This window comes from Bifidobacterium aquikefiri (assembly GCF_002259795.1).
GTDB lineage: Bacteria > Actinomycetota > Actinomycetes > Actinomycetales > Bifidobacteriaceae > Bombiscardovia > Bombiscardovia aquikefiri.
In genome coordinates, this window is record NZ_MWXA01000003.1 from 16370 (window position 1) to 42854 (window position 26485).

Genomic DNA, 26485 nt, shown 5'->3' on the forward strand with positions numbered 1-26485 from the left:
TGCGAAAGATTTATACTGATTGCGAGTTGTTTAGGGTATTGGTCATTGATTACGAAGCTCTGACAGGAGGAGCTATGACTGATGTTTTAGCGGTTGCGAACCTGAGAAAACGCTTCGGCAAGGTTCGTGCTCTGAGAAGTATCTCATTCTCAGTGCGTGAGGGAGAAGTATTCGGATTCATCGGACCAAATGGTGCCGGAAAATCAACCACTATCAGAATAATTCTTGGTATGCTGCGCGCAGACAAGGGCAGAGTCACCATCTTTGGCAAGGATGCGTGGAAGGACGCCGTTGAGGTTCACCAACACGTTGCCTATGTTCCGGGTGACGTTTTTCTGTGGCCAAATCTTACCGGTGGAGAAATCATTGATATTTTGCTCAAGCTCAATGGCGAACGGCATACATCCACAACGGATGATTTGATTCGTGAGTTCAATCTCGATCCAACAAAAAAATCTCGAACATATTCCAAGGGCAACAGGCAGAAAGTGGCATTGATAGCTGCGTTCTCGAGTGACGCTGATCTCTATATCTTTGATGAACCAACCAGTGGCCTTGATCCATTGATGATCAGTATTTTTGAGCAGCATGTTTCCGCATTGAAGAGGGCAGGGAAAAGCGTGCTGCTTTCTTCGCACATTCTGAGCGAAGTTGAGCGGATCTGCGACCGAATTGGAATTATCCGTTCGGGCGAAATCATCGAAGAAGGCACACTTGATGAGATGAGGCAGTTCAGTCGCAGTGTTGTTCGTGTGAAGACTGCACAGCCTCTCGCCGAAATTGGCACACTTCCCTTTGTCCACCAATTTGAATCAAGGAACGACAATGATGCGATGTTCTCAGTGGATTCCGAATCCATTGCAAACCTCATATCTGTGCTTCAACCCCTTGGCATCACATCGTTCGAGAGCACACCGCCGACGCTTGAGGATCTCTTTATTCGTTACTATAACGAGGACACTTCCAGTGAAGGCAATGTTTCCAGTGTCCCTGGCTTGCATGCGGCTGCTGCCGTAGAGTCTGAAAAACACGGAATCGCATGACCATGCACAATAATAGTTTTGCGAATGCTGGAGCCATTCTACGGATCAATCTGCGCAACGATTGGCTAAAAATCGTGCTATGGATTCTCGGCATGGTTGGACTGATGGCAATTGCGGCAGCTAAATTCGGTGATTTATATGGTACTCAGGCTGCGATGCAGTCAATCGTTGTGACGCTCAAGACCCCGTCAATGGTGGCCTTGCTCGGGCCTTTCTTCGGTACTGAACCGTACGAGAGCGCGATGATCTATGGCAGTGAAATGACCGTGTTCATGGGTCTTTTTGCTGCGATGATGAATATCCATATTGCTGTCGGGGCAACTCGCGCTCAGGAGGATCGCGGCACTGTCGAACTTATGCTTTCGCGGGCAACGGGCCGCCAAAGTCCTTTGATTGCAGGGATCGTCGAACTTGTTATCGTCAATCTCGCAGCAGGAATTCTTGAGAGTCTTGGGCTGACCGTTGCAGGCATGCCTGGTTCCGATGCTTCGGGGAACTGGCTATTTGGGATGGCACTTGCTGCTTTCGGCATGATGTTTGGCACGTTCGCACTGTTGATGTCGCAGCTTGCAAGCAGCGCTCGTGGTGCAACCATGCTGAGCTATATTATCCTTGCCGTGCTTTTCGTGGCGCGTATGAGCACTGATGTGCAGAAACCTCAGTGGACTCAATGGACTCTCTACGGTTGGATTGAGCTCATCAAGCCGTATATGGGCAATGACTGGATGCCGGTGCTGTGGATGTCTGTGGTGTGCCTTGCCGCGCTGGCGATCACGATTCCGCTCGCATCCGCCAAGGATCTTGGTGCAGGTCTTGTTACTGCGAAACCGGGGAGAACTACTGCCAGTGTATTTCTGAGAGGCCCTTTGAGTCTGCTTGCGCGTTTGGAACGTGTAAGCGCGCTGATCTGGGTTTTGGGCATGTTTCTTCTCGGAGCGAGTTACGGGTCGATTTTTGGAACGATTGGGGATCTGGTTTCCACGGATGGAGTTCTCGGAAATTTTCTTGCTGGAACGGTCAAGGATTCCGGTAACCAGGCGATCGTCCTCTCTCTTTCAGGAACTTTAACCAGTATTTTCGCTGTAGTCGTTTCGATTCCTGCGATTCTTGCGATCCTTCGCCTGAATGCCGATGAGAGCAAGGGCTATATGGAAATGTTTCATGTGAAGCGCGTCTCTCGCCGGCGAGTGTTTCTTGTGTTCCTTGCCTTTGGAGCCGTAATCGGTACAGTTTGCTTGGCAGCGGCTGTACTTGGTATGGGCATTGTTGGTAATCAGGCAATGAAGCAGCCTATCAGCCTTGCAATCTTTATGCGTGGCTTTGTTGGGTTCTGGCCGGCGGTGATGGTCGTCTGTGGTTTGGCGGCATTGCTGTCGGGGATTATTCCTCGATTTCAAAAGGTGATATGGATTATTCCGCTATATGGATTCATGTCGCTCTACATCGGGGGATTGATGAATCTTCCCAAGTGGACACAACGGCTTTCTCCATATGGCTGGGTCAATTCCGTACCGACAGATGGCGTCAATTCGACCACTTTCGCTTGGATGACTGCCTTGAGCCTGTTTTTGGCAGTCGCAGCTACAGAGCTCTACCGCCGCAGAGACCTTCAGCTTCGATGAGCGCCTTTCGGCCGTGACGGCTCATATGTGGTCTATTTGGTTTATATCCAACTGGGCAACCACATATGAGCCAACCAGAACTCATATGGCACTGGCATTGCAGTCCAGATTGGGTAGAAGAACGCTGAGACAATGGCAAGCACTATCAACACTGCGCTGACGGTGACTCTATAGTTCACTGCGGCAACGTTCTGTCTGAGCCAATTGGCTACATAACAGATCGCAAGCACAATCCACGGCAAGATGACAATGGAGTAGAAGGTGAATGTAGTTCGGTGCATGTACTGCGCCCATGGCAGCCATCCTCCGATGAATCCCGCAAGAATGGCGAGTATTCTCCAGTCGCCTTTCTTGATGAAGCATGCGATGACGATGCCGACCAGCACGCTCAGTGACCCGAGCCACCAGAGGAGTGGATTTCCCAAGGAAGTGACGGCAACGACGCATTGAGACGAAGGAGAGAGCGAACATAGGCCTGGACTTCCGCTGATCTTCTCCCAATAGAAACTCGTTGGGCGTATCTGCAAGGGCCAAGTCAATGGATTCGCCATGTAGCTATGAGGCGTGTCGAGCGTGGTGTGGAAGTCCCACATCTCACGGTGATATTCGACGAATGATCGCAAGCCTTGAGGGAGCCATGTCAGGCCCTGGCCAGGATTTTCAGCTGCCCAGTTATGCAGATACGAGTCGGAATGAATGAACCAGCCCGTCCACGATGCACAATACGTGCCGATCCACAGCGGCAACATGAAGCCTGCAGCTGGCAGCGCATCTTTCCATACGCCGTGCGAGAACCAGTTGCGATACCCGATCTCTCTGCGATTCCATGCGTCCCAGAGTACTGAAATAAAGGCAAATACGGCGAAGAAATAGATGCCTGACCATTTGGTGCCTGTTGCAAGACCTAACAGGATCGCCGCGAATGCCCTCCACCATGACCATGCAATCCTGGGGCCTTTCGCGTCCAGTACGAGCCGTGTTGTTCCGCGATGCTTGCCAAAATGAATGCCGACGGGCATGAATCTGGCGTTGCGACGTTGAGAATCCTGCTCATATGCTGCTGTGAGTTTTTCGTATGCCTTATCTTTATGGATCAGCAGGCATGCGAAGGCCATGAGCACAAAGATCATGATGAAATTGTCGAGGAGTGCGGTGCGACTCATCACGATGCCCAAGCCATCAATCGACAGCAGGAAACCCGCAAGCAGTGCAATGGGAAGATTGTGGAACATACGCAGTGCAACTCTGCAAAGTACGAGAATTGCCAGCGTTCCAACGAAGGCGGTGGCGAATCTCCACGCAAAAGAGCTAGCCGCACCTCCGAACAGTTGCAGGCCTATGGCAATCATCCATTTGCCGATGGGCGGGTGTACCACATATTCAGCCGATTGCAGCCATCCATGAGTATCACCCTGAGCGAACAGGGTATCTATTGGCGTGTTGTTGATTCCTACGGTTTTTGGCCAGTCTCTAGGCTCACCGGTCTGGAGCATCGTCCAGGCATCCTTGACGTAATATGTTTCGTCAAAGACAATGGCATGGGGTGATCCAAGGCGCACGAAGCGCAAGATTCCGCCAAAAGATGCCATCAGTATGCTTAATAGCCAGCCATAGACCGCATATGCACGCGTTCCTGCTGCGGGCAGAATGGAGTGATGCCCCTGCTCGTCAGAAGCATGTCCCCAAAAGATTTCATTTCGTAAACGCATCAATCCTAAGAGTAGAGGATACTGGAACCATGCAAACGCCCAATGTCCAATTATCACAAGACCCAGCCCTTCAAGAGTCTGAACGCACTGAGCTAAGACCGAAGGACACGCTTATAGACAACGAATTGCCAGCAGATCCAGATAGTAGCCTGTCGAAAACAGACACTTTACAAAACGAGGGTGTGGCGGCAATTGTTCCACGTGGAACATTGGTATTGGCAGCAACTCCCATTGGCAATATGTTTGATGCTTCGCAGCGTTTGAAATTGCTTATCGAGCATGCTGACATTGTGGCGGCCGAAGATACCCGCAGATTATATGACCTGGCAAACCGTTTGCATCTCCACGTTGGCGGATCCGTAATCTCATATCATGACCATAATGAGCGTGACAAAGCTGATGACATTCTGGATCAGGTCGAATCTGGTGCCTGCGTTCTCGTGGTTTCCGATGCTGGGATGCCAACGATTAACGATCCCGGTCTAGCGGTCGTCAGACGCGCCATCGAGCGTGGTTTGCCCGTGACCTGTGCGCCCGGTCCGAGCGCGGTGCTTGATGCCTTGGCGCTTTCGGGACTTCCCACCGATCGATTCTGTTATGAAGGCTTTCTTCCGAGACGTCATGCTGAGCGCGTGCAGCACTTGCGGATGCTGCAGTCAGAACAGCGAACGATGGTGTTTTATGAGACCTTGCATCGGATCGCTGATTCGATTGACGATGTCATGGATGCATTCGGTCCTCATCGGCGTATGGCGTTATGCCGAGAACTGACAAAGAACTATGAGCAGATTCGGCGGGGAACCGTAGATGAGATACGTCAATCGATCATCGACGATCCACCGAGAGGTGAGATGGTGCTCGTCATTGAGGGTGCCAGTGAGGATGAGGCGATTGCAGCAGCCCCATCAAGCTTGTCCACCGAAGATTTGGCCGTCTTGGCCATTGATCGTGCGCTTGAGGATGGCATACGAATCAAGGATGCCATTGCAGTCGTTGCGCAGGAGCACCCTCTGCCAGATGGCTCTTTGCCCAATCGTAAGAAAATCTACTCGGCAGTTCTGGAGCTCAAGTCCTGAGCCATGGATTCAAGCGAGTCCAATAGAATTCGCATGCAACGTGTTACCCCTGGACCTCCAGATTGGGCAATGTATTCGAGCAAATCGGCGGTGGCAAAAGGATTGGCAATGATATAACGCCGCAACTCTGGTTGTTCACGGGCAAGCGTCCAAAGTGTGCTGAGCGGGGTATAGGGATCGCAGGCAGTCAGTGGTGTACGCGGCAGTGGCGGCTTGGGAGGCTGTAAACTCGGTGCTGCGCCCGTTGCGGACGTGTTCGTGTTTTCCCGTATTGTCAAAAACCGTGTATTGCTTGTCCGGTGATGTGCCGTGATGGAATGAGCGGAGTGTCTGCCTCGATGCTGACCGATGCGCTTGGCCATGTCACTCGGAATCGAATAGGGATGACTGGTGCCTTCTGATCTTGCGGGCACCATGTTGTTGTTGAGCCCTGTCATCTGGTGCTGTGAGAGTGTCTGGCAAAGCTGAATTTCCGGTACATTGCTCTTGCTGGACATGAGTGTGTGGAGGATCCATGTCAAATTGAGAGATGCGTTTTCTCAAATCCTGAGACCCTGATACAAGCACGATCATTCTCAAAACTTCCAAGCCTTTGGCATGTCCCGGCCACCGCTGATTCTTCATGAGCAGATCCATGCATTCCTCTGGCTTGACATCATAAAGTTCTAGCATGCTGGTGATGCTCGCTACGGATTCGTTGAAGGATTCCCTCTCATCTTCGTTGCATGCGAGATCGCAGGCGGTGCGTGTTGGTGAGGTGAGCAACAGTGAGCCTATCTGAATCATATGGTCAGCTTCGATACGCCTGTTATGAACACGAATAAGATGGCCATGAACTGCAGCCCGGTAATGCGATTGCGAAATGATGTCGATAGTCCCTGGGAACGCGCCACCTGCCCAGATCCATCGTGCCAGATATGCGCATGCCGCCGCTCCAATCGGGACCAGACGTGCAGCGATGGTGCCTCGCCCGAATAAGGTTTGTGTGTCTGCATTAGAGAAGCAATTGCTTGAATCGAGAGCCACTACAATGTCGAGGGAATCCAGATATTGCATGCTGAGTGGTCCAGGAAGTCTCGCGATATTGATGAATGTGTCTGGCTGCCGAGAATATGCGGTTTGTCGCAGTGATTGCTGTTGTGTAACTTTCATGTCAAGAAACTACTTGAAATGATTCTTGTGTTGGGCCATGAGGGTGAGATAGGTGTAGTTGTGGATATTTGAACTATCCGGTAATGAATGTGGATAAGCTGGTGAAAAAATATCGGCTTCCTGTCCGCGCCGACACCAATAATCATGGATTATGAGTCATATCCTTGTTTCGGTCGCTTGGCCGTATGCTAATGGTCCGCGTCACATTGGTCATGTTGCTGGTTTTGGAGTGCCATCCGACGTGTATGCACGCTATGAACGCATGAAGGGCAACGACGTATTGATGGTTTCGGGCACCGATGAGCACGGAACTCCTATTCTGGTGCAGGCCGAAGCTGAGGGCGTGAGTGCGCAGGAACTCGCGGACCGGTATAGCCGTGTCATTTCAAAGGACCTGTGCGACTTGGGCTTGAGCTATGACCTGTTTACCAGAACCACAACTGGCAACCACGAACATGTCGTACAGAACATGTTTGAACAGTGCCTGAAAAACGGATACATATATAAAGGTACGCAGAAGGTTGCCATCTCTCCATCAACAGGACGCACGCTTCCAGACCGCTATATCGAGGGGACGTGCCCGATTTGTGGCGCTTCAGGTGCTCGCGGCGATCAGTGCGATAATTGCGGCAACGAACTCGATCCTGATGAGCTGATTGACCCGGTATCGAAGATCAACGGAGAGACACCAATTTTCAAGGAGACAGAGCACTTCTTCCTTGATCTCCCTGCATTGGCTAATGCAAATCTTGCTTGGTTGAAGACTCGTCAGGGTTGGAGAACCAATGTCATCAACTTCTCGATCGGTCTGTTCAAAGAGGTCAAACCGCGTGCTATCACGCGAGATATTGATTGGGGTATTCCCATTCCCGTCGATGGATGGATTGATAATCCGAACAAGCGCCTGTATGTGTGGTTCGATGCCGTAATTGGCTACCTTTCGGCTTCCATCGAGTGGGCACGCCGTCAAGGAGACCCTGACGCCTGGCGCGCATGGTGGAACGATCCAGAAGCCCTTGGTTATTACTTTATGGGGAAGGACAACATCACCTTCCACTCGCAGATCTGGCCTTCAGAGCTCCTGGCTTATGACGGTGAAGGTTCGAAGGGCGGCGAAGCGGGAGACTTCGGCAAGCTGAATCTGCCGCAAGAGGTCGTGGCGAGCGAATTCCTTTCCATGGAAGGGAAGAAGTTCAGCTCATCAAGGGGCATCGTCATTTATGTGAAGGATATTCTTGCGCGCTATCAGGTCGACGCTGTCCGCTACTACATTTCCATCGCTGGTCCCGAGACTTCGGATGCAGATTTCACTTGGGCTGAGTTTGTTCGCCACAACAACGAAGAACTTGCTTCGAGCTGGGGAAATCTGGTCAATCGTGTGGCAAACTTGCTGTTCAAGCATTTTGGTGCAATACCACATGTTGAGGAATCAAGTCTGAGAGCTGAAGATAAGAGACTGCTTGATGAAAGTGCCAAGGCCTTCGACACGGTCGGTGATTTTATCGAGCATCATCGTCAGAAGGCTGCCTTGGGTGAGACCATGCGACTTGTTGGGGAAGTCAACAAATATATTTCTGCTGAAGAACCATGGAAAATCAAGGACGATGAGGATCGCGTCGCGGTGATTCTGCATACTGCCGCTCAGGTTGTTTGCGATGCCAATGTGATGCTTGCGCCATTCCTTCCTCATTCTGCGCAGAAGGTCTACGAGACCATGGGGGGTAAGGGAACGTTCTCTCCACTGCCGCATTTGGAACAGGTGCGCGATCTGGACAAGCCAGATTTCGAGTACCAGATCATTACCGGTACCTACAAGCTTGGCGTGAATGTACATCCTTGGAAGCGTGGACCACTTGTTGACGGCACGCATATCGCAAAGCCAACGCCAATATTCCAGAAGATTCCAAAAGAGGCAGTTCAAGAGGAACTTGACCGTTTCCAGACTGCTTTGGACGCTCGTCGTCAGAAGGAAGCCGACCGACTGGCAAATGCTAAGGCAGAATTGGCGAAAGAAAGGCAAGAAAAGTAACATTTGGGGCACGTGAAGCGATAGGAAACATTGTGCGGGAGCTGCAACCTAACGGTGTCTGGCCAATATCGAGTTTTGTGGCAATTCTAAAGTATGCATCGCCAAAATCATTCCGTCACAAAGCCGACACACGATTTTCAGAGAACTTTGAGGAAAGCACATCATCTCGTCAAGGATTGGCTGGTTATATAAAAGATGTCAGCAGATGGTAGCGCTGATGAGATTCCCAGCCGAATCCCATAACTGAATCCCTTCTTCTCTCTTCTCTAATCCCGACGGTTCCCCCCGTCGGGTTTCTTCTTTTCTGGACTGGTTCACCCCTGGTTTCGCACAAGCGCAGTCGACACCCCACGCACAATGGAGGGTATGAGCAAACACCATCGCAATCGCAGTTGGGCACCGGCACCACAGCCGCTACCGGCAGATGCGTATGTCATTGATGACCATACGCATGTCGCATCCGTGGTGCCATTCGCCCGTGAGATGAACCGTCAGGCGCAGGAGCGCGGTCAAGCGGATGTCCCTGTATTTTCCATTGATGAACTTCTGAACAAGGCCAAGGCATCCGGAGTGGAGGGCATCATCGATGTCGGTTGTGAACTTCCTCATCTGCAGACAGCCCTCGATATGGCTTTGCAATATCCACAATCGGTTCATGCTGCGGTTGCGATTCACCCCAACGAGGCCGTCCTTCACGGTCATCGCGGTGTTCAGGGTCCTGACGGATTGCCGGTGCAATATAAACCTTGGCACGATACAAGCTTCGAGGATGCTTTTGCCAAGGTAGCAGAACTTGCAGAAGCATATCCGAAGCAGGTTGTCGCCATAGGGGAGACGGGCATGGATCTGTTCAGAACCGGTCAGGGTGCTGTCACAATCCAGCGCGAAGCCTTCCGTGCCCATATCGCACTCGCCAAGGAATTGAACCTACCACTGCAGATCCATGATCGTGACGCCCATCGGGAAGTGATAGAAACCCTACTCAACGATGGCGCGCCTGAAAGAACAGTATTCCATTCATATTCTGGCGATGCGCATATGGCCGAAATCGCAAAGGAACATGGCTGGTATTTGAGCTTCTCTGGAACCGTGTCGTACAAGGGCAACGACGGCATTCGAGAGTCGTTGAGAATTGTAGGTTTGGATCATGCCATGGTCGAAACTGATGCGCCATATCTTTCTCCGATGCCTTATCGTGGACGAACCAATGCGCCATATATGATTCCCTATACTTTGGCAGCCATGGCCGATGCCGTAGCCATGCCCGTTGCAGCAGTTGCGCGAGCCACGCGAGCAACAACGCGAAGGGTCTATGGTATCTGAAGTCTATCGCCCCAAGGCAGTGACCGGTTGCAGTGCATGGCAGTACGATGTCATGTCACGATTGCTTGGTCTGCGAGTAACGGCCGTCAGTATCTCACTGCCGTACACCATTCATTTCCTATTTTTCAATACAGGCGAAGCGTGAAAGTTCAGTATGGATATGAAAGGTGCTAACGTGTAACGGACGCGTAATTAACTCGTGAGGCAGCCTTACCAACCGACTGCCATTGGAGGGTGTATGGCTGGAACGCAGCATGATTCATCTGCTGAAAACATCGGCTTGAATGGTGATAACAACAACTCCCATGACAGGGCTGACAGCATTGATGGCAACACTTCGGAGGATCATAGTCCAAACCCACACAATTCGGACTCACATGGTTCGAAAGGGCATGATTCACACAATATGAAATCCGAATCGGCAAAGGATGATTCAGCCCGCTCGGATGAACCGGATTTCGCCGAAGACACAGCGGTTACTCAAATCATCAGAAAACAGGACATTGAAGATGAAGCCACGGAGAAACCAAACGCAGAAGAGAAGATTTCGCACGATGTGATTCCTGAATCGATTCTTCCCTCAGAGAGCATCACGAAGGCTCCCAAGGTTTCCAAGCAAGGCAGAACCCGTGAAGAGAAAGCGGCAATGAAACGCGCCCGCAAGGAGGCAATGCGTGAAGCGACACTTCTCGCGAAGAAGCCTCATGGACCGTTTGGACGTCTGATTCGCAAGGCCAGACAGTCGCCGGATAAGATCACCTTTGGCATGGCTATCGTTGCCTTGGGCGTTGTCTACGGCGATATTGGCACCTCGCCACTCTATATGGCCCAGACATTCCTTGCAGGCCAAGGCGGACTCGAGAACACGAATAGACCAGCCGTACTCGGCATGCTCTCCCTTGTATTCTGGTCGATTACGCTGATTACCACAGTGAAATACGTCATGATTGCCATGCGCATTGACAACAAGGGCGAAGGTGGCATCTTCGCACTCTATAGCCTGGTTAGACGCCATGCTCGGTGGCTGGTCATTCCTGCAATGCTCGGTGGAGCGGCCTTCCTCGCCGACTCGGTTCTTACTCCGGCAGTCTCGATTTCCTCCGCAGTCGAGGGTCTGAAGACACTGCCCATGCTCAACTCGGTATTCAGTGACAACGAGAATCTCACCCTGATGATCACGGTGGTCGTGATTCTGGTGCTGTTCTCGGTGCAGTCGCGCGGAACGGAGCGCATTGGCAAGGTTTTCGGCATCACCGTCATGGTATGGTTCGGATTCCTTGCCATCGCCGGCGTGCTCAATCTCAACAATGACTGGTCGGTGTTCGCGGCGCTCAACCCCTGGTATGGCATTCAATTCCTGTTCAGCCACAACAATGTTGCAGGCCTTGCCATCATGGGGACGGTATTCCTTTCGACAACCGGTGCCGAGGCACTGTATTCGGACATGGGACACGTTGGCCGTGGCAATATCTATGCCACATGGCCATTCATCAAGGTTGCTCTGGTATTGAACTACTTCGGTCAGGGTGCCTGGATGCTGCGCAACCAGAACAATAGGGAATTGCATGGTGTCACGAATCTGAATCCGTTCTTCCAGATGCTCAATCCGAGCGTGCGCTATGCCGCGGTCGTGCTTTCCGTCGCTGCAGGTGTCATCGCCTCGCAGGCATTGATAACCGGTGCATCCACGATGGTTTCGGAGGCAACCGGCCTGAATTGGATGCCGCATTTGCAGGTTCGCTATCCAGCCAGAACCCGTGGGCAGCTATACATTCCTGTCGTCAACCTGGTGCTGTGCAGTGCAACCTTGATAGTTCTTGCGCTGTTCAGAGACTCCGAACATATTGCCGCAGCCTATGGTCTGGCACTCAATATCACGATGATCACGACCACCGTGCTGCTCACCGTCTATATCTGGTTCAAGGGCAAGCATGTGCTGGCGATTATCTTTACGGTCGTGTTCCTTGCCATTGAGACATTGTTCTTCCTTGCTTCGATGTCAAAGTTCCTGCACGGTGGCTGGTTCACCATGCTGCTCACGATTGCCATTCTCTTTGTCATGTACACCTGGGACGAAGGCACACGCGTAGAGCGTTCACAACGCAGGCATATGAATCCGAAGGAATTTCTTCCTGCGCTGGATATGTTGCATAAAGACTTCAGAATTCCTTATTTTGCTGACAATCTGGTCTATCTGACATCCGATGCCGAGATGGGGCGTCTGGATACCGACATATTCTTCTCAATCTTTGCAGATCATCCGAAGCGGGCCCGCGCATGGTGGTCGGTGTCTGTGCAGACCACCGACGATCCGTTCACGCGTGAATACTCGGTAGAGAACTTTGACACGAACTATATGTATCGCGTCAGAATACGCCTTGGTTTCAAGGTGGATCCCAACGTTGCCACATATCTGCATCAGATCATGCATGAGCTGATTGATAGTGGGGAACTTCCCAAGCAGACTTCGCTCTATCCCAAGGTTGATGAGGATCCGCAGATTGGAACCATTAAATACGTGCTGGTGCATAAGGCACTTATGCCAGAGTCGAAGATCACGACGCGTGGTGCTATATCACTGGAAGTCAAGTATGCTATCAGACATGTCGCTGGATCGCCTGTGAAATGGTTCGGTCTGGCTCCATACAATCCATTGGTTGAAGTTCAACCACTCTTTGTATCGACTCGTCCGGTCCCTCGTCTGAAACGCATTGCCTTGCGTCGTTCGCGACATCATTCGAGCACGATTCGGCGGATGCCCAAGGAATAATTGCAACGAACACGATTCGAAGCTGTCATCAATGCCGGTTGTCTATCTTCAGCTGTGAGACCTTTTACACAGTTAACTCAAACAACTGGCATAATGTACAACATCGGTGACCATTTATGCCGAGTGCCCGACGCAGTGAGCATGTGCCATTGCGGAAAGGCTCTCGGCTTTTACATTTAGGTGCAATGCGTATTATGTGCAGATTATTGGGTTATGCAACAGACGGCCGCAATCTCAGTCTGGAGGAAGTACTCGGCCATGAGGCAGTTGTGGAGTTTCGGGAGATTTCAAGAATCCACAACGATGGTTGGGGGGCTGCACTCTTGGCTGCAACGCAGGATGAGCCGTTCAGCAAGGACGGCGGCGCGCCAAGTCCTGAAACTGAAAATCGCTACTACCGCTCAACAGTTGAGGCTGCGCTCGATCCTGCATTTGAGGCATTCGCCAGGCAGCCCGCTCGCGGTGCCATCTTCCATCTTCGCCTTGCATCATCGAACATTCCATTGATCATGGAAAATCAACAGCCTTTCTACAGTTCAGGCATCGCATTCAGCCACAACGGCGACATCAGCGATGATGACGGTCGCAATATTGTTCAAAATTCCGACTTCCCCATCGATAAGGAGCTTTTTCTCAGTACCGGGGGCAAGAGCGACACAGCCATGTATTTTTCCATTGTGCTGCAGGAACTCAGCGAAGGATATCCACTTGAGCAGGCGGTGAGCCAGGCGATTGGCAAGTTGCGCAAGGTATATCCAAAATCTTCATACAACTGCCTGATACAGAGTCGCGATCAGCTCGTGTGCGTTCGCGCTTCGGGAAGAGTTGAAATCCCCCCAAGAATCTCCGAGATATATAAGGAATACGGCGTTGAGAAGCACGCGCTTGATTATCGTGCCATCCGCTATCGCGAAATCAAGGACAAACAGGACAAGCAGGTCGGAGTGGTGGTTTCATCGTCTGGCTACACCCAGAGGGCAGAAGATGGCTGGGTGGAATTGCAGAACAATGAACTCATTTCCATTTCCAATAGAACGGGTGAGTATTCAATCCGCTCGCTGTGAAGTTTTCAGCGAACTTGGTGTATCCAGTCAAGTTGAGGCAATAGAATCAATTCGGTATTACTTCAAGGAAATGCCTTGTCGAACGCTTGGTGATTCGGTATCTGGCAGAGGTGGCGCCACAGTGTGTCATGCTGCTCGGTCTGCCGGCACAGAAAGGGATGCGATGACAGAGGAACAGGCAAATATCGGTGTTGTTGGGCTCGCTGCTATGGGGGCAAGCCTTGCACGAAATCTCGCCCATCACGGTAACACCGTTGCAGTATTCAACCGTCATTATTCACGTACGGAAACTCTGATGAACGAGCACGGTTCCGAAGGCAAGTTCATTCCTTCCAAGACCGTTGAGGAGTTCGTTCATTCACTGGCAAAGCCCCGCACGGCAATCATCATGGTCCAGGCCGGTGCGCCGACCGATGCCGTGATCAACGAGCTGGCCGATGTGATGGAGAAGGGCGACATCATCGTGGATGCAGGCAATGCCTACTTCAAGGATACGATTCGCCGTGAAAAAGCCATCCGCGCTCGCGGATTGCACTTTGTGGGCTGCGGCGTATCCGGTGGCGAGGAAGGTGCGTTGCTTGGACCTTCCATGATGCCCGGTGGCACGGAGGAATCCTGGAAGACTCTTGGACCGATTCTGAAGTCGATCGCCGCGGTTGCCGAGGGTGAGCCATGCGTGACTCATATTGGCACTGATGGTGCTGGTCACTTCGTCAAGATGGTGCACAACGGCATTGAATATGCCGATATGCAGGTTATCGCCGAAAGCTATGATCTGATGCGTCGAGGCTTGGGGATGGCTCCGCAAGAGATTTCTGACGTGTTTGGGGAGTGGAATAAAGGCGACTTGAACTCGTATCTCATCGAGATCACATCGCAGGTGCTGAGCCATGTCGATGAGAAGACCGGCAAACCGTTCATCGACATCGTCACCGATCAGGCTGGAATGAAAGGTACCGGAACATGGACCGTTCAGACCGCCTTGTCCCTCGCAACCCCCGTTACTGGCATCGGTGAGGCTGTATTCGCCCGTGGACTTTCTTCCGAATCTGAGCTTCGCAAGGAGGCACAGGAGAAGGTATTGCAAGGACCTGATCCAACCGAGTTCCTCTCCAAGATTGCCAATGATGCACAGGCCAAGAAGGCTTTCATCGAGGACATCCGTCAGGCGCTCTACGCTTCGAAGATTGTGGCTTATGCACAGGGCTTCACTGAGATCGAGGCCGGTGCCAAGGAATACGACTGGACGATCGATCTGGGTGCTGTTGCACGTATCTGGCGTGGCGGTTGCATTATCCGTGCCAAGTTCCTCAACCGCATCTCTGATGCCTATGGCTCGGGAGAAAGCTTCGGCTCGCTGCTCTTCGATCCATTCTTCAAGAAGGCCGTCGAGAATGCGCAGGAATCCTGGCGTCGCGTGGTCTCGACTGCAGCGCAGGCAGGCGTTCCGGTTCCAGTGTTCTCCAGCTCCCTGGCCTATTACGATGGTCTGCGTTCGAAGAGGCTTCCGGCAGCTTTGATTCAGGGCCAGCGCGATCTCTTTGGCGCTCACACCTATGGACGTGTTGACGAGCCAGGCGCGTTCCACACGCTCTGGGCAGGCAACCAGAAGGAAATCAAGCAGTCCTGAAGACTTTCAGTGTGTCTATGCGGATTCAATATGTTCGCGAGCTTTCGAGCGACAGACTGTAGATTTAAATAACAGAAAGCTCCTATGTTGACCTCTTGCTGCGTTAAGAGGTCAACATAGGAGCTTTTTCGTCCGAAAGTTACTACGATTTTTCCAGATTCCCGAGTTTTGTGGCAATTTCCATGAACTACATCCCAGAAACGGTATGCTATCCACCAATTTTTAATGATTTTGTGGTTGACACTTTGAAATTGGCACAAAACTCACAATGGTGTCTCCGCGCACGGTTGAGATCGTGTTCAGAGCAGCTTGGCGGATGCCTTGGTGATGAGCCAGAGAGTTTCGTGCTCTCCTGCTGCGAAGGAGCTGGGAACGTGAGGGTTGTTCACGCCGGAGAGTGCGCCTGCAACGGCCTTGGCCTTGCCTTCTGAACCGGCGAGCATCCACACCTTGTCACTGCTGCGAATGAAGGGTGAGGTCAGTGTCAGACGCAGTGGGGGTAGTTTGGGAGAGTGGGTGATACCCACGACTCGTTTGCGTGGGTCGTCAATGCGGATTTCCGGAAAATCAGGGAACAGCGAAGCAAAATGACCGTCTGGGCCAACACCGAACATCGCGACATCCAGCTTGGGATGCATACCCAGTTCGTATACAAGTTCCCTGTCATATTCATCCGCAGCGCGATTGAGCAGTGTCACATCATCTTCGTCTGATGAGGATGATGTTTCGGTTTCTGTACGTGTATCAGCAGGCATCTCGTGCACATGAGAAGCTGGCATCAGTCCATCGTCGATAAGTTTGCCAAACCAGGTCTCTCGTGCCTGTTGTGCATTGCGGTCTGGTGAATCAGCGGCAACGAAGCGCTCATCACCCCACCACAGATGCACCCGTGACCAGTCCACAGCATCGTTCAACGGGCTCTCTGCAACGGCTTTCAGCACGGCAGTGCCATCGGTACCGCCAGTGAGGGCAACATCGACGCGTGGACCCGCAGCGAGGCGGTCACTCAGTTCCAGCAGGAAGCGTTCGGCCGTGGCCTTGTGCATCAGTTCTGGACTCGCATACTGAATGACCCTCCGCATCGAGACACTTGCGGTTTCAGTCATGGTCGATCATTCCCCATCCGCGGTTGATGACTTCTGCATAGATTTCGTCAGGATCGAGTCTGCGCAGCTCCTCGCTCAGACACTCCTCAAGTGTGCGCATAGGCATTGCTATGGCCTGGGCCTGTGCACCAGCCTGCGTGATCATCGCCTGATCCTCGTCATTATGGCGTTCAATGCTTACTACGCTGGAATCCTCGCGTGTCAGGTAGATGCCTGTGATTGCATGCTCAGAGGTTTTCTGATCAAGGGTAACGGGAACTTCGAGCCGTACTGCAAGCCAGGCTGCGAGCAGATCCACTGGCAGATAATGCGACTGACCGGTTACTCGGGCCGACACCACGGCAAGATGCGGTGGCTGATCAAGCAGTGCTGCTGCCAGAGCTCTCCACCGTGTCAGGCGTGTCCAAGACATGTCCACATCCTGAGACGACCAGTGAGCTCGAAGTGCTGTGAAGGCAGCTTCTGGGTTAGGCGCGCGAAGAGCATCGGTGATACGATTACGGGCCATTGCACCCAAGGCATCCTTTGAAGGATCCTCGGGAACTCTGGTCGGCCACCAGGCGACCACAGGGGCATCGGGAACGAGGAGTGGAATCACCAAGGTATCGAGATGTCTTGTCAAGTTTCCGTACGGTTTCAGAATAATGATTTCGCCCGCCCCGGCATCGGCTCCGAAACGAACTTGAGCATCCAGACGGGGATCTTCATGCTTGTTGCGCTCTGCATCGACTATGGCGATCACACGGCAAGGATGCTCCCGGCTTGCCTCATTGGCAGTCTCAAGCGTCGATTCCAAGTTGTCTGAAGTGGTGCAGATGAGCATTGTAAGAACGCGTCCGAGGGCAACCTCACCGCGCTCCTTGTGCAGATTTTCAATCTTCGATGATATCGCAGACGTTGTGGTTTGTGACAGTGTGACAATCATGGCAGCCTCCAGTGGTTTCCGTCACGTTCGAGCATTTCATCAGACTGAGCTGGACCCCAGGTACCCGAGGCATACGGTTGAGGCTGCCCAAGCGTGCTCCAGTATTCCTCGACGGGATCGAGGATGTTCCATGACAGATTAACCTCTTCGGTTGTCGGGAATAGGGGAGGGTCGCCAAGCAGAACGTCAAGGATCAAACGCTCGTATGCTTCTGGTGAGGATTCAGTGAAAGAGCGGCCATAACTGAAGTCCATACTGACGTCACGCACTTCCATTGCGGTTCCAGGGACCTTCGCTCCAAAGCGGAGAGTCACGCCTTCGTCTGGCTGAATGCGGATGACGATTGCATTTGCACCCAGTTCCCGCGTGGCGGTCGTTTCGAATGGAAGATGAGGTGCTCGCTTGAATTCGAGCGCGATCTCAGTGACTCGCTTGCCGAGTCGCTTGCCGGTTCGTAAGTAGAACGGCACGCCTGCCCAGCGGCGCGTATCGACGTCAAGACGAAGCGCAGCATACGTTTCCGTGGTGGAAGTCTTGTCGATGCCCTTCTCGTTCAGATACCCGACGACCTTCTCGGAACCCTGCCAACCGTCGGCATATTGCCCACGAGCAGTGTAGTGTTCCAAATCCTTCGGCACACGAATGGCGGAGAGCACCTTAGTCTTTTCAGCGGTCAGGTCGGCAGCGGAGAATGATACAGGCTCTTCCATGGCGGTAAGTGCCATGAGTTGGAGCAGATGGTTTTGAATCACATCTCGTGCAGCACCGATGCCGTCATAATAACCGGCACGGCCTCCGATGCCGATGTCTTCGGCCATGGTGATCTGAACGTGACTTACATAATTTGCGTTCCACACTGGTTCGAACATCATGTTGGCAAAGCGCAGAGCCAAGATATTCTGTACCGTCTCCTTGCCGAGATAGTGATCGATGCGGAATACGGATTCGGGATCGAAGACGCTTGAGATGACGCGGTCAAGTTCCTTGGCGCTTTTCAAATCATGGCCAAACGGCTTTTCGATGATGACGCGTCTCCATGCACCCTTGGTCGAATGAGACAGACCAGACTTTGCCAGCTGACGTGAAACCTCGGGGAATGCCTTTGGCGGTACTGACATGTAGAACGCGTGATTGCCCATGGTTCCACGGTCGCGGTCAAGTTCTGAGACCGTCTTCGAAAGATTGGTGAAGGCCTGTTCATCGTCGAAGTTTCCTTGGACGAAGCGCAGCCCCTTGGCCAGGTGGCTCCATGTTGTCTCCTTGAAAGGAGTACGGCAGTGAGCCTGCATGTTTTCCTTGACAAAGTTGCCAAATTGCTCATCGGACCAGTCACGACGGCCGAAGCCGATCAGACCGAACCCAGCTGGCAACAATCCTCGATTTGCGAGGTCGTAGATCGCCGGCAGCAGCTTTTTCTTGGACAGATCTCCGGTAACGCCAAAGATGACTAAGGAGCAGGGCCCTGCAATTCTCGGGAGTCGCAGGTCGCTTGGGTCTCTCAGTGGATTGCTCCAATGCTCGTCGGACTGTGCGCCGGATTGCGATGACGCATCTGCACCTGGCGTGACCAGCGCATGTGACGAATCGGATGTCGTGCCGGTTGATGCCTTGACTGCTGCTGCAGACGTCTTGGTTTCACTGTCGGGTGTGGAACTTTGACCACTGCTGGAATTCCCCATATTGCCCCCTCGATGACTATTCTTACGTGACGATTCTACGTTCAGAACTCGAAGACATGCTTGAAAGTTCACGAATGACGTATAAGAGGCTGATGGCGATGGCTGCTTTGGGGCATGCGCAGAAGGTGCGTCAAGGGGCTTTGTACGATGCAGGTATGACTCGAAAATTACCAAATCAGCAAGCAATCGATGAACTCCACCACCACTTTGCGCCTTCAGAAGCTGCATACCGCATGGTTCATACCCATTGTCAGATTGTGGCGGATATCACACTTGAACTGGCAGAAGCATCAGGGGCAACTTGGAGAAATGATGATTTCGATTTGGATCTGGCTCTTGTTGGGGCTTGGTTACACGACATTGGCACTTACCAGGTGTTCGAACATGATGGTGCTGATGGTAAGCCGTTGAAATTCAATCGCAAGCGGTATATTCTGCACGGAGTCCTGGGGTATCGGTTACTGCTGCAGGAAGGATTGGACGAGGAAATTGCGCAATTCGCCAGAAATCACACGGGTGTGGGGCTATACAGGCAGGATGTGATCGACGAAGGTCTACCATTGCCCGTGGCCGATTATGTCCCGCTCAACGACGAGCAGGAGCTGGTTATGTATGCTGACAAATTCAACAGCAAATCGGTGCCATCGTCGTTCATCGCTGAAAGCAGGCAAAACAAAAGGGCTGCCAAGTTTGGCGATGCCAATTACGAACGTTGGAGAAAACTCGTTGCAAAATATGGGCTTCCTGACATCTCTCAGCTAGCAGAACGCTACAGTCAGCCCATTCGGCATTAGGTCCTTGCGGTCATGTGGCCGTAAGTCAGCAGACATTGCTGACGGAATATCGAGTTTTGTTGCCTTTTTGCAGTATGAGGTGCTCAATTCGGCGTAAACCTCGTTGATATCATCCCCTTTTATCAGTTCATACTTCGAAAAGGCAACAAAACTCGATATTCACCACGTTTATGGCCTCGATAGCCACGAACTCTGCGCTCAAAAGCATATCTCAGCCTTTGATACCGGAGAGGATCCAACCGACTTGCATTTGCAGGACCTTCTTCAAGTCGAGCTTGTAGATCTTTTCAAGATCCTTTCGATTCTTGAAGTCGAAGCTTATTGTGCCGAGGAAGGCATAGTAGAAGGCAGGAACGGTAGTTTCCGCGTCGAGTCCCTTGCAGACACTGCCATCGTCAAAGTTCTCGTTGAACATGGCAATGGTCTTGCCTGGTTTCCAGTGGGCGACGTTATAGGGGTTGTCCCAGAAGCTTTTGGGCTTGTCGCTTGCGCTGGAGAAAATGGTGAGGAACAGATCGAAGAAGATCGCGAAGGTCTTATCTTCGAGATAGTACTCATAGTTCGCTTCTGCATAGGCGCGAAAACGATCCATTGTGGTGTGCGCCGTCTTGAACTTCTTTTCCACGCGTGAAAGGAGTTCAGCCATCTTTCCGAAGAAAATGGCCCAGAGAATGTCCTCCTTGCAGGTGAAATAGTTGTATACCGTTGCACGAGTGATGCCGGCAGTATCAGCGATGTCGCCCATCGTAAAGCTGTCCACGCCCCCCTTGAGATACAAGTCTTCAGTCGCCTGAATGATTTTCTCAGCTTGTTTCTTTTGATGTTGAATATATCCTTCGGTCATGAATACCACCTCGTATTGTCGCTTATGTGATCCCCTGATTCTTCATTCTATCGAGAATGGCCATTTAGGCCGAGTTTGTACGAAGTGTACAAATGTCGAATAAGTTGACCAAATCATGACATAGAGCCAATGAGGCTAGTCATTCCACGCCTAACGGGGAATCGTGAACGCATCAGACATGCGATCTCAATGTGACCTCGCTAACGAATATAGCGCTGGGCATAATGCTCAATCATCCATCGTCCGGGCTTGAAGACCTTCATTGCAGTGACGGCTCTGGAAACATCAGGGCATGGGATGCTGCGAGACCCCTCCTGACCACTTGCACTGGGGGGTATTCTGCTTGATGCGATGGCCTTGAGAATCATGGCCAGTTCCTGAGCAGAGAAACCATACGGTCCCGAGCACCACAATGGCGATATCTCAAGTATTGCCGGTGGCTTTTTGTCTCGGAAAGCGATATTGAGCATTCCTGCAAAGTCGTTGGAAGCGTGCGTTTGTTCAAGCGCATCTGCAACAATGCCCAGCGCTTCTTGATGGTGACGTTCGTCAAAGTGGATGTCTTCTGAACATGAATGGTCTCGCAAATCAAAGATCGTGACGATCTCTTCCGAATCGGTGGACCCACGCGATGGATTGCCGCAGTGGATGCAATACGGACTTGCCGCGAAAGCCTTGCCATCAAGAGCTGCAACCATCCATTCCTCGGTGATGCCGTCGAGATGACCATGAAGCATCAACACTGAATCAAGTGGTGCGGGTGACGTAGGATCGGCTGATGCAAGAGCCGAATCTCGAGGCGACTGATGATCGGTATTGCCCCGAAGATCGTGCTTCAGCTGTGAGAGGGTTCGGCGTGCGGCTCTGAAGCCAGAAATCCTTCCCTCATTTGGCTGAGACCAAGGACGGTCACCCAGCTCATCCCCGAATTCGTCCATGTCAAGGATTTCAGCGACACTTCGCAATACCACCTCTCTGCCAAGAAATAGCCGACTCAACCCGCCAATCCAATCCTGAGGAGGTGCGAGCAGTGTGATCGGCGGTTGACCTTGACGCTCGAGCCAAGCGTTGTTGGCGACTAGACTTGCAGGATCGATCCACAGCGCATCCTTGTCATCCAAATGTGGGATAGGCCACAAACCCAGGTCGTGTTTGAATTGCCACTGTGCGGAAAGTTGCTCCGCACCACCCTGAAAAGAGTCCCATATCCATTGCAAATCAGCCACGATATGGAACGTGTGCCCATGTGAAATGCTCTGTGTACTCTGATAATTCTCAGCCAGACCCGTCATAATCTATAAGCATAAATCAGGAATTTTTTCATTGATTTGATTTTTAACACATATGCGACGGCAAAAGAGCCGTTTTCATTTCAATACACCTGTAAGGGGAGAAACATGACAAGCATTGCAGTTCTAGTGGGATCGCTGCGCGAGGATTCCTTCAACAAAAGTCTGGCAGAGGCCATTGAAACTCTCGCTCCTGAAGGCACGACCTTTGAGACCGGCGATCTGAACCTTCCACTGTTCAACCAGGATCTCGAAGCTGACTTTCCCGCAAAGGCAAAGGAACTCAAGGATTTGGTCGAGCGTTCAGATGGCGTGCTCTTCGTGACTCCTGAATATAACCGCAGTTTTTCCGGTGTGTTGAAGAACGGCATTGATTGGGCTTCACGTCCTTGGGGCCAGAATTCGTTCAACGGCAAGCCCGTTGCCATCGTCGGTGCATCCATTGGTGCCTTGGGAACCACCCAGGCTCAGGCGGCATTGCGCAACTCCCTTGTATATCTCAATACCGAAATCATGGGTCAGCCAGAGGTGTATTTCAATGCAACGACCGGCCTTAATCAGGATGGTTCAGTCGCGGACGATGCCAAGGATTTCCTTACTGACTTCGCTAACGCATTCGTAGCATTTATCGAAAAGCACAAGAACTAAGGCGCATCCGCTCATTCCGAGATAAGGAAACGACATGACACAGGACGCTCAAGAAATAATTGAGATCAACAAACGCAAGGGTTCGTTGGCTCAGCCGGGACCAATCCAGTTCGGTGTTATGTCGGTGTCCGATGTGACGCGCGACCCTGTTCGTGATTCGGTTCCTTCGGAGGCCGAGAGGATTCAGGCTTCGCTGAAAGAGGCAATGAAGGTCGAAGAGGCGGGATTTGATGTTTTTGCAATTGGAGAGCATCACAATCCGCCATTCTGGTCATCCTCACCGACCACTTTTCTCGCTGCGGTGGCCGCAAGGACAAAGCGCATCATCTTGTCCACCTCGACCACGCTGATCACTACGAATGACCCAGTTCGGTTGGCTGAAGAATATTCGATACTCCAGCATCTTGCCGGTGGACGGATCGATCTGATGCTGGGTCGCGGCAATACCGCTCCCGTCTATCCCTGGTTCGGACAGGACATACGTCAAGGTCTGCCGCTTGCATTGGAAAACTACAATCTGCTGCACGAACTCTGGCATAACGATGTGGTTGACTGGTCTGGAAAGTTCAGAACGCCGTTGCAAGGTTTCACATCGATTCCAAGGCCACTCGACGACGTTCCTCCATTCGTCTGGCATGGGTCGATTCGCACCCCAGAAATCGCTGAGCAGGCCGCGTTCTATGGCAATGGGTTCTTCGCGAACGGCATTTTCTGGCCAGTGGATCACTTCCGCAGATTGGTGCGTCTCTATCGCCAGCGATTCCAGCACTGGGGTCATGGCACGGCTGATCAGGCCATCGTAGGTGTTGCCGCGCAGACCTACATATCTCGCAACTCGCAGGATGCAATCCGCGAGTATCGTCCCTATTTTAATAATTCCCCGGTGTATAAAGGCGGTCCGCCTCTCGAAACCATGATTGAGGAGACACCATTGCTGGTTGGTTCGCCGCAGCAGGTGATTGATCGCATTCTTAAACAGCGTGAATACTATGGCGACTATGCCCGTCAGCTCTTTCTGGTCGATCATGGTGGTCTGCCATCCGATACTGTTCTGGAGCAGCTCGATATTCTGGGAGAAGAGATTCTGCCCGTGCTGCGAAAGGAATTCGCCGCAGAGCGTAGTCCTCAAGCTGTTGCCGTGCCTTCCCACAGTGATATGGTTCATGCCAAATATGGAGATAAGCCTGCTCGCCAGCCAAAACCACATGATAATCGTGGCGATAATGTGACTGGCACGAGTCCATACATCGATTCAGATCCGGATCAAAGGGTTCACATGCCGAGTTTGTATTGATAGGTTTAAGGAAATCATTGGGGGTATATGCATGAGTGATAGTTCTATGGAAGCTTCATTGGCTGATTCGACACAATCGCAGAGAGGGCCTTCTGCGGCTACGGGTGGCGGGAAAATTCATCATATTGCCATCGTGAGCGCAGGGGTGGGTGAACCTTCGACCACAACCGAGCTGGCGCGTGGTATAGCCCTTAAAACCGGTGAACTGCTCAAGAACCGGGGTGCACACAGTGAAATTGCTCTCATTGAACTGAAGAATCTCTCAAACGATATAGCCATAGCTTCCGTCACACTGCAGATATCACCCGCGCTGCAGGAAGCCTTGCAAACGGTTCAGAACAGTGATGCGGTTATCGTTGCCAGTCCGGTATACAAGGCTACGTATTCTGGCTTATTCAAATCGTTCTGGGATATCGCAGACTCCGACATTGTGCTCGGGCTCCCGCTGGCAGTAGTTGCCACAGGAGGCAGTGAGCGTCACGCACTGGTTCCTGACACCGCGATGCGCTCGCTTTTCGCATTTATGCGTGCGCTCATTGTTCCCACTGGTGTAATGGCTGCCACAGGTGATTGGGGATCATCCGATCTTGCAGCGCATCAGGATAGAGTGGCTGCTGAATTGTCGGCGCTCGTCATGGCTCATGTGCATCAGAACCTTCTCGATTCGGTAGGTGGAAAATATACGCGTACTTTCAAGGCAACGTTCGATGATGATGCTGATTCGAAGCAATCCGATGTCGCTGCTGATATTGATTTCGACAGCTCATTGATGCATCTTGCTGCAGGTGGCAGTTTGTAGATAGATGGCAGTGATGCTCTTGGCACCATCTACAACGATTGATTGGTGGTAGGTCACACTATGAAAAAAGCGCAGAACAGGTTCGGGAGAAGTTTTAACCTGTTCTGCGCTTTTTTCATGCGGTCAGTAATGAGTGATCACAAGAATGCAATCAGTTGTTGAATATCCTGAAAGACCAGCCAGACGTTCAGGCCAGAGAGGATCGCAACAATAACCCAGGCAAGAATCGACATCCATAGTGGATTGGCGTATTTCTTGCCCATGATCTTCTTCGATGACGTGAACCAGACCAGTGGCACCATGGATATTGGCAAGGCAATGCACAGGAAGACCTGTGAGTAAATCAGTAGGTTGTCGAGAGCGGACTCAGTGCCGCCGAAGACAAAAGTGCAGACGAGTACCGGAATTATTGAGATGACGCGGGTCACGACGCGACGAAGCCACATTGGTATGCGCATGCGGATGAAGCCTTCCATCACGATCTGCCCGGTGAGCGTACCGGTGATCGTTGAATTCTGACCCGAAGCGAGAAGTGCGACGGCGAACAGTGTACTCAGTGCGCCGCTGGCAACCGGGCCTGCAAGCTTGCTGTCGCCAAGTGCATTGTAGAGCGAAGTGAAGGTGTTAAGACCGTCTCCATGACCGAAGAACATTGCAGCGCCTAGAACAAGCAGGAGGCAGTTAACGATGAACGCTGCGGTGAGTTGGATGTTTGAATCCCAGGTGGCGAAACGAAGTGCGTTGCTGACTTCCTTGTCGTCCTTGCGGTTGTAATTGCGTGTCTGGACGATTGATGAATGCAGATAAAGATTGTGTGGCATCACGGTTGCTCCAACGATGCCCAGTGCCATGGTGAGCTGGCCATTGCCAAAAATCTGGGCGTTCGGGATGAATCCGGCGAACATGGCGCCGACGTTTGGTTGGGCAAGCCAGACTTCGTACACGAATACGGCCATGATGACAAGAATCAGAGTCACGACGATTGCCTCAATGCGACGGAATCCGACCTGCATCAGCAGCAGCAGAAGCAGCACATCGAAGACCGTGAGAACGACACCGACAGCCAGCGGAATGCCGAAGAGAAGGTTCAGCGCAATCGCCCCGCCGATGACCTCTGCGATATCGGTTGCCATGACTGCCAGTTCGGTGCTGATCCAGAGTGCAATGCCGGTCTTTTTGCCGGTATGAAGGCGCGTGGCCTGAGCCAGATCCAAACCAGCGACAATACCGAGCTTGGCGCACATGTATTGCAGTAGCATCGCGATAAGGCTGGAAAGGAGAATTACTGACATCAGAAGGTAGCCGTATTGGGCGCCGCCTCCGATGGAAGTAATCCAGTTGCCTGGATCCATGTAGCCGACTGCAACAAGTGCACCTGGACCTGAAAACGCGATAAGACTCTTCCAGAAGCTGTTGCTAGCCTTGGGAATGCTTACCGTTGAGTTGATTTCTTCAAGAGAGAGACCATTTGCAGTCTCAATCAGATTGCCCCTGCTGAAGATCCTCGATTCAGAACCGCCCAATGTACCATTTCGTTCCTTGGCGGTGCTCTCTGCTGCCACTGACGTATCGCTCATTATCCCCATCCTCGAACTTTAGACCTAAAACAAATTAGTTCTACCCCTCGAAGTATAGACGAATCTCATCTGAAAGCGAGTGCTGTCACATACTGTTAACCTGGCTTTTGAC

The 26485-nt window shown here is 52.0% G+C and carries 21 protein-coding genes and 1 pseudogene; 13 read left to right on the plus strand and 9 right to left on the minus strand.

The features are described from left to right. The first annotated feature begins 74 nt into the window (after positions 1–74). Both BAQU_RS01760 and BAQU_RS01765 read left to right on the plus strand, forming a co-directional pair. Positions 75–1043 (plus strand): ABC transporter ATP-binding protein, encoded by a 969-nt coding sequence (locus tag BAQU_RS01760; RefSeq protein ID WP_094692364.1) that lies wholly within the window; start codon positions 75–77, stop codon positions 1041–1043. Next, positions 1040–2665 carry an ABC transporter permease gene (locus BAQU_RS01765; protein WP_211277085.1) on the plus strand — a complete coding sequence of 542 codons (1626 nt, stop codon included), beginning with the start codon at positions 1040–1042 and terminating at the stop codon, positions 2663–2665. Before BAQU_RS01760 ends, BAQU_RS01765 begins: the two co-directional genes overlap by 4 nt. A 41-nt stretch (positions 2666–2706) precedes the next feature. On the opposite strand, the gene BAQU_RS01770 is transcribed toward BAQU_RS01765, so the two are convergent. Further along, a complete protein-coding gene (locus BAQU_RS01770; RefSeq protein WP_244568409.1) occupies positions 2707–4254 on the minus strand; it encodes a dolichyl-phosphate-mannose--protein mannosyltransferase in 1548 nt (515 codons plus the stop codon). Between the two features lie 314 nt (positions 4255–4568). Between BAQU_RS01770 and rsmI the strand changes: the two are divergent. Next, positions 4569–5450: pseudogene (gene rsmI / locus BAQU_RS01775) on the plus strand (16S rRNA (cytidine(1402)-2'-O)-methyltransferase); the annotation flags it as partial. Here rsmI and BAQU_RS10810 read toward each other — a convergent pair. After that, complete coding sequence (locus BAQU_RS10810; RefSeq protein WP_462906371.1) at positions 5420–5887, minus strand: variant leucine-rich repeat-containing protein; 468 nt, start codon at positions 5885–5887, stop codon at positions 5420–5422. The pseudogene rsmI and the gene BAQU_RS10810 sit on opposite strands and share 31 nt — an antisense overlap. Further along, entirely contained in the window at positions 5814–6602 is a 789-nt protein-coding gene (locus BAQU_RS01785) for a hypothetical protein (protein ID WP_094692367.1), read from the minus strand. The genes BAQU_RS10810 and BAQU_RS01785 overlap by 74 nt, the downstream gene beginning before the upstream one ends. Before the next feature lie 151 nt (positions 6603–6753). Here BAQU_RS01785 and metG point away from each other — a divergent pair, with 151 nt between their 5' ends. The 6 genes from metG to gndA all read left to right on the plus strand — a co-directional run bounded on the left by metG (position 6754) and on the right by gndA (position 15418). After that, the gene (gene metG, locus BAQU_RS01790) at positions 6754–8631 is read left to right on the plus strand and encodes a methionine--tRNA ligase (RefSeq protein WP_094692368.1); all 1878 of its coding nucleotides are present in this window, start codon (positions 6754–6756) and stop codon (positions 8629–8631) included. A gap of 366 nt (positions 8632–8997) precedes the next feature. Further along, positions 8998–9954 (plus strand): TatD family hydrolase, encoded by a 957-nt coding sequence (locus BAQU_RS01795; RefSeq protein WP_094692369.1) that lies wholly within the window; start codon positions 8998–9000, stop codon positions 9952–9954. Beyond that, positions 9944–10099: a hypothetical protein gene (locus BAQU_RS10400; RefSeq protein WP_158215608.1), complete on the plus strand. Its 156-nt coding sequence runs from the start codon at positions 9944–9946 to the stop codon at positions 10097–10099. Before BAQU_RS01795 ends, BAQU_RS10400 begins: the two co-directional genes overlap by 11 nt. Before the next feature lie 93 nt (positions 10100–10192). Next, positions 10193–12724: a KUP/HAK/KT family potassium transporter gene (locus BAQU_RS01800; protein ID WP_244568396.1), complete on the plus strand. Its 2532-nt coding sequence runs from the start codon at positions 10193–10195 to the stop codon at positions 12722–12724. 194 nt (positions 12725–12918) lie between these two features. Further along, the gene (locus BAQU_RS01805; protein WP_094692370.1) at positions 12919–13788 is read left to right on the plus strand and encodes a class II glutamine amidotransferase; all 870 of its coding nucleotides are present in this window, start codon (positions 12919–12921) and stop codon (positions 13786–13788) included. Positions 13789–13951: 163 nt separating this feature from the next. Next, positions 13952–15418 carry an NADP-dependent phosphogluconate dehydrogenase gene (gene gndA, locus BAQU_RS01810; RefSeq protein WP_094692633.1) on the plus strand — a complete coding sequence of 489 codons (1467 nt, stop codon included), beginning with the start codon at positions 13952–13954 and terminating at the stop codon, positions 15416–15418. A 299-nt stretch (positions 15419–15717) separates the two neighbouring features. Here gndA and pgl read toward each other — a convergent pair whose 3' ends face one another. Genes pgl through zwf form a run of 3 tightly spaced genes read right to left on the minus strand, consistent with a single transcriptional unit; the run spans position 15718 to position 19128 of the window. After that, complete coding sequence (gene pgl, locus BAQU_RS01815) at positions 15718–16524, minus strand: 6-phosphogluconolactonase (RefSeq protein WP_094692371.1); 807 nt, start codon at positions 16522–16524, stop codon at positions 15718–15720. After that, positions 16517–17449: a glucose-6-phosphate dehydrogenase assembly protein OpcA gene (locus BAQU_RS01820; protein WP_094692372.1), complete on the minus strand. Its 933-nt coding sequence runs from the start codon at positions 17447–17449 to the stop codon at positions 16517–16519. The genes pgl and BAQU_RS01820 overlap by 8 nt, the downstream gene beginning before the upstream one ends. After that, positions 17446–19128 (minus strand): glucose-6-phosphate dehydrogenase, encoded by a 1683-nt coding sequence (gene zwf / locus BAQU_RS01825; RefSeq protein ID WP_094692373.1) that lies wholly within the window; start codon positions 19126–19128, stop codon positions 17446–17448. The genes BAQU_RS01820 and zwf overlap by 4 nt, the downstream gene beginning before the upstream one ends. A gap of 155 nt (positions 19129–19283) precedes the next feature. Between zwf and BAQU_RS01830 the strand changes: the two genes are divergently transcribed. Further along, positions 19284–19922: an HD domain-containing protein gene (locus BAQU_RS01830; protein WP_094692635.1), complete on the plus strand. Its 639-nt coding sequence runs from the start codon at positions 19284–19286 to the stop codon at positions 19920–19922. Between the two features lie 211 nt (positions 19923–20133). Here the strand turns inward: BAQU_RS01830 and BAQU_RS01835 are convergent, their stop codons facing one another. After that, positions 20134–20766, minus strand: a complete 633-nt coding sequence (locus BAQU_RS01835; protein ID WP_143241944.1) for a TetR/AcrR family transcriptional regulator — start codon at positions 20764–20766, stop codon at positions 20134–20136. A 200-nt stretch (positions 20767–20966) separates the two neighbouring features. Then, positions 20967–22058 carry a hypothetical protein gene (locus BAQU_RS01840; protein WP_094692375.1) on the minus strand — a complete coding sequence of 364 codons (1092 nt, stop codon included), beginning with the start codon at positions 22056–22058 and terminating at the stop codon, positions 20967–20969. Positions 22059–22163: 105 nt separating this feature from the next. On the opposite strand from BAQU_RS01840, the gene BAQU_RS01845 reads away from it, so the two are divergent. The 3 genes from BAQU_RS01845 to BAQU_RS01855 are packed head-to-tail and all read left to right on the plus strand — an operon-like array spanning position 22164 to position 24796. After that, a complete protein-coding gene (locus BAQU_RS01845) occupies positions 22164–22703 on the plus strand; it encodes an NADPH-dependent FMN reductase (protein ID WP_094692376.1) in 540 nt (179 codons plus the stop codon). A 34-nt stretch (positions 22704–22737) separates the two neighbouring features. Continuing rightward, positions 22738–23997: a CE1758 family FMN-dependent luciferase-like monooxygenase gene (locus tag BAQU_RS01850; RefSeq protein WP_244568398.1), complete on the plus strand. Its 1260-nt coding sequence runs from the start codon at positions 22738–22740 to the stop codon at positions 23995–23997. 31 nt (positions 23998–24028) lie between these two features. Then, positions 24029–24796 (plus strand): CE1759 family FMN reductase, encoded by a 768-nt coding sequence (locus BAQU_RS01855; protein ID WP_094692377.1) that lies wholly within the window; start codon positions 24029–24031, stop codon positions 24794–24796. Between the two features lie 137 nt (positions 24797–24933). On the opposite strand, the gene BAQU_RS01860 is transcribed toward BAQU_RS01855, so the two are convergent. Next, positions 24934–26373, minus strand: a complete 1440-nt coding sequence (locus BAQU_RS01860) for an Nramp family divalent metal transporter (protein WP_094692378.1) — start codon at positions 26371–26373, stop codon at positions 24934–24936. Positions 26374–26485 lie beyond the last annotated feature (112 nt).